The organism is Pseudomonas sp. MWU349 (assembly GCF_017947325.1).
GTDB lineage: Bacteria > Pseudomonadota > Gammaproteobacteria > Pseudomonadales > Pseudomonadaceae > Aquipseudomonas > Aquipseudomonas protegens.
The window spans coordinates 1-5,244 of record NZ_JAFEVP010000017.1 but is presented as its reverse complement, the minus strand read 5'-3'; the positions used below and the strand labels follow the sequence as shown (position 1 = coordinate 5,244).

Here is a 5,244-nt window from a genome sequence, read left to right as displayed (position 1 = left end):
AGCGACTATTACCAAGGCCGAAGGCGGCAACTTCGAGAACCTGGAAACCAATCCAGCTCCAGCAGTCACCGACGTTACTGACACCATCGACACCAGCACCGTTTCCCTGACTGCCACGCCGAGCGTGGCTGAGGGTGGCATTGTTGTTTACACCGCTTCGGTGACCGCGCCAGTCACCGGCTCGCCGGTGGTGGTGACTCTATCCAATGGCCAGACCATCACCATCCCAGTGGGTGAGTCGTCCGGTAGCGTGAATTTCACCGCACCCAACGATGCGTTGGCGGGCGGCAGTTCGCTCAGCACCACCATCACCAAAGCCGACGGTGGTAACTACGAGAAGCTGGAAATCAGCGACAAGCCCGCCGAGACCTCGGTCACCGATACTCCTGACACCACCACTCTGAGCCTCTCGGCTACTGAGTCCGTCGCCGAGGGCGGTTCCATCGTCTACACCGCGACTCTGACCAACGCCGCTGGCACCCCGGTCACCGTGACGCTGTCCAACGGCGCAGTCATTACTATCGCCGCCGGCGCCACCACAGGTACCACCACCGTGGCCGCACCCGCCGATGACGTCTACAAGGACGCCGGCAAGGTCGAGGCAACAATCACCAAGGCCGAAGGCGGCAACTTCGAGAACCTGGAGACCAACCCGACTCCAGCCGTCACCGATGTTACCGATACCATCGATACGTCGACCGTCAGCCTGACCGCAACTCCAAGCGTGGCTGAGGGTGGCATTGTTGTTTACACCGCGTCGGTGACCGCGCCAGTAACAGGTTCTCCAGTCGTGGTCACTCTGTCTAATGGCCAGACCATCACCATCCCAGTGGGTGAGTCGTCCAGTAGCGTGAATTTCACCGCTCCAAACGATGCGTTGGCTGGCGGCAGCTCCCTGAGCACCACTATCACCAAAGCCGACGGTGGCAACTACGAGAAGCTGGAAATCAGCGACAAGCCGGCTGAAACCTCGGTCACCGATACTCCTGACACCACCACTCTGAGCCTGAGCGCGACCGAGTCCGTGGCCGAAGGTGGTTCGATTGTCTACACCGCGACCCTGACCAATGCTGCGGGTACGCCTGTTACTGTCACGCTCTCTAACGGCGCGGTGATCACCATCGCCGCTGGCGCCACTTCCGGTACTGCCACCGTCGCGGCCCCGGCGGATGACGTCTACAAAGATGCAGGCAAAGTCGAAGCCACCATTACCAAGGCCGAAGGCGGCAACTTCGAAAACCTGGAGACCAATCCAGCCCCGGCGGTAACCGATGTCACTGACACCATCGACACCAGCACTGTTTCCCTGACTGCCACGCCGAGCGTGGCTGAAGGTGGAACCGTGGTGTATACCGCCTCCGTGACTGCACCAGTGACCGGCTCCCCAGTCGTGGTGACCCTGTCCAACGGACAGACCATCACTATTCCGGTTGGCGAAAGCCAGGGCTCGGTGAACTTCACCGCGCCGAATGATGCCCTCGCTGGCGGCAGTTCCCTAAGCACCACCATCACCAAGGCGGATGGCGGTAACTACGAGAAGCTGGAGGTCAGCGACAAGCCCGCTGAAACCTCGGTAACTGACACACCAGACACTACAACCCTGAGCCTCTCGGCTACTGAGTCCGTGGCTGAAGGTGGTTCGATTGTCTACACCGCCACATTGACCAACGCTGCCGGTACTCCGGTCACCGTGACCTTGAGCAATGGTGCCGTGATCACTATTGCTGCCGGTGCCACCACGGGTACCACCACCGTGGCCGCACCTGCCGATGACGTCTACAAGGACGCCGGTAAAGTCGAAGCCACTATTACCAAGGCCGAAGGCGGCAACTTCGAGAACCTGGAGACCAATCCAGCGCCAGCGGTGACTGATGTCACTGACACGATCGATACGTCGACTGTCAGTCTGACCGCCACCCCGAATGTGGCTGAAGGCGGCACCGTCGTTTACACCGCCTCCGTGACTGCGCCAGTGACCGGTTCGCCGGTAGTCGTCACTCTGTCCAACGGCCAGACCATCACTATTCCGGTTGGCGAAAGCCAGGGCTCGGTAAACTTCACCGCACCCAACGATGCGTTGGCTGGCGGCAGCTCCCTGAGTACCACCATCACTAAGGCCGACGGCGGCAACTACGAAAAACTGGAAGTCAGCGACAAGCCCGCTGAAACCTCGGTCACCGATACTCCTGACACTACAACCTTGAGCCTCTCGGCTACTGAGTCCGTGGCTGAAGGCGGCTCCATCGTCTACACCGCCACCCTGACTAATGCCGCAGGTACTCCGGTCACCGTGACGCTGTCCAACGGCGCAGTGATCACCATCGCCGCAGGCGCCACTACCGGCACCACCACCGTCGCGGCCCCGGCGGATGATGTCTACAAAGACGCCGGCAAGGTTGAAGCCACCATTACCAAGGCCGAAGGCGGTAACTTCGAGAATCTGGAGACCAATCCAGCTCCAGCAGTCACCGACGTGACTGACACCATCGACACTTCGACGGTCAGTCTGACTGCAACACCAAGCGTCGCCGAAGGCGGCACTGTGGTTTACACCGCCTCCGTGACTGCGCCAGTGACCGGTTCGCCGGTAGTCGTCACTCTGTCCAACGGCCAGACCATCACCATTCCAGTGGGTGAGTCGTCCGCCAGCGTGAACTTCACTGCGCCCAACGATGCTCTGGCTGGTGGTAGTTCCCTGAGCACCACCATTACCAAAGCCGACGGCGGCAACTACGAGAAGCTGGAAGTTAGCGACAAGCCAGCCGAGACTTCGGTTACCGATACCCCGGACACCACCACTCTGAGCCTGAGCGCGACCGAATCCGTGGCTGAAGGCGGTTCCATCGTCTACACCGCCACCCTGACTAATGCCGCAGGTACTCCGGTCACCGTGACCCTCTCCAACGGCGCAGTGATCACCATCGCCGCAGGCGCCACTACCGGCACCACCACCGTCGCCGCGCCAGCCGATGACGTCTACAAGGACGCCGGCAAGGTCGAGGCAACGATCACCAAAGCCGAGGGTGGCAACTTCGAGAACCTGGAGACCAACCCGACTCCAGCCGTCACCGATGTCACTGACACCATCGATACCAGCACTGTTTCGCTGACGGCTACCCCTAATGTCGCCGAAGGCGGCACTGTGGTTTACACCGCGTCGGTCACCGCCCCCGTGACTGGTTCCCCGGTCGTAGTGACTCTGTCTAATGGCCAGACCATCACCATTCCAGTGGGCGAGTCGTCCGCCAGCGTCAACTTCACCGCGCCAAACGATGCGTTGGCGGGCGGTAGCTCCCTGAGCACCACCATCACCAAGGCGGATGGCGGTAACTACGAGAAGCTGGAAATCAGCGACAAGCCGGCTGAAACCTCGGTCACCGATACTCCTGACACTACAACTCTGAGCCTCTCGGCTACTGAGTCCGTGGCCGAAGGCGGCTCCATCGTCTACACCGCCACATTGACCAATGCAGCTGGCACTCCGGTCACTGTGACCCTGAGCAATGGCGCGGTAATCACCATCGCCGCCGGTGCCACTTCCGGTACTGCCACCGTCGCCGCTCCGGCTGACGATGTGTACAAAGACGCCGGTAAAGTCGAAGCCACCATTACCAAGGCCGAAGGCGGTAACTTCGAGAACCTGGAGACCAATCCAGCCCCGGCGGTGACTGATGTCACTGACACGATCGATACGTCGACTGTCAGTCTGACCGCAACTCCAAGCGTGGCTGAGGGTGGCATTGTTGTTTACACCGCGTCGGTGACCGCGCCAGTAACCGGCTCGCCGGTCGTGGTCACTCTGTCCAACGGACAGATCATCACCATTCCGGTGGGCGAGTCGTCCGCCAGCGTCAACTTCACCGCGCCAAACGACGCTCTGGCTGGGGGCAGTTCGCTCAGCACGACCATTACCAAAGCCGACGGTGGCAACTACGAAAAACTGGAAGTCAGCGACAAGCCCGCTGAAACCTCCGTCACCGATACCCCGGACACCACCACTCTGAGCCTGAGCGCTACCGAGTCCGTGGCCGAAGGCGGTTCGATTGTCTACACCGCGACCCTGACTAATGCAGCTGGCACCCCGGTCACCGTGACCTTGAGCAATGGCGCGGTAATCACCATCGCCGCCGGTGCCACTTCGGGCACGGCAACCGTGGCCGCACCTGCCGATGACGTTTACAAGGACGCGGGCAAGGTCGAAGCCACCATCACTAAAGCCGAAGGCGGCAACTTCGAGCACCTGGAGACCAATCCGACTCCAGCTGTGACTGATGTCACCGATACCATCGACACCAGCACCGTCAGCCTGACCGCCACCCCGAATGTGGCTGAAGGCGGCACCGTCGTTTACACCGCTTCGGTGACTGCGCCAGTGACCGGCTCGCCTGTGGTGGTGACTCTGTCTAACGGACAGACCATCACCATTCCGGTGGGTGAGTCTTCCGGCAGCGTGAATTTCACCGCACCAAACGATGCCCTCGCTGGCGGTAGTTCCCTGAGCACCACCATCACCAAGGCCGACGGTGGTAACTACGAGAAGCTGGAGGTCAGCGACAAGCCGGCTGAAACCTCGGTAACTGACACACCAGACACGACCACCCTGAGCCTCTCGGCTACTGAGTCTGTGGCTGAAGGTGGTTCGATTGTCTACACCGCGACCCTGACCAATGCTGCGGGTACACCTGTTACTGTCACGCTCTCTAACGGCGCGGTGATCACCATCGCCGCTGGCGCTACTTCCGGTACTGCCACCGTCGCCGCTCCGGCTGACGACGTCTACAAAGACGCCGGCAAAGTCGAGGCAACGATTACCAAGGCTGAAGGTGGCAATTTCGAGCACCTGGAGACCAACCCGACTCCAGCTGTGACTGATGTCACTGACACCATCGACACCAGCACCGTTTCCCTGACTGCCACGCCGAGCGTGGCTGAGGGTGGCATTGTTGTTTACACCGCTTCGGTCACTGCTCCGGTAACCGGCTCGCCTGTGGTGGTGACTCTGTCTAACGGACAGACCATCACCATCCCGGTGGGAGAGTCGTCCGGCAGCGTGAATTTCACTGCTCCCAACGATGCGTTGGCGGGCGGCAGCTCGCTCAGCACCACCATTACCAAGGCGGACGGCGGTAACTACGAGAAGCTGGAAGTTAGCGACAAGCCAGCCGAGACCTCGGTTACCGATACCCCGGACACCACCACTCTGAGCCTGAGCGCGACCGAGTCTGTGGCTGAAGGTGGTTCCAT

1 protein-coding gene is annotated in these 5,244 nt (G+C 60.8%); it reads left to right on the top strand.

The annotated features are described in order from the left end of the window. Positions 1–5,244: immunoglobulin-like domain-containing protein (locus tag KCG88_RS30760; protein WP_348984545.1), on the top strand; the 5,244-nt coding region annotated here is incomplete at both ends.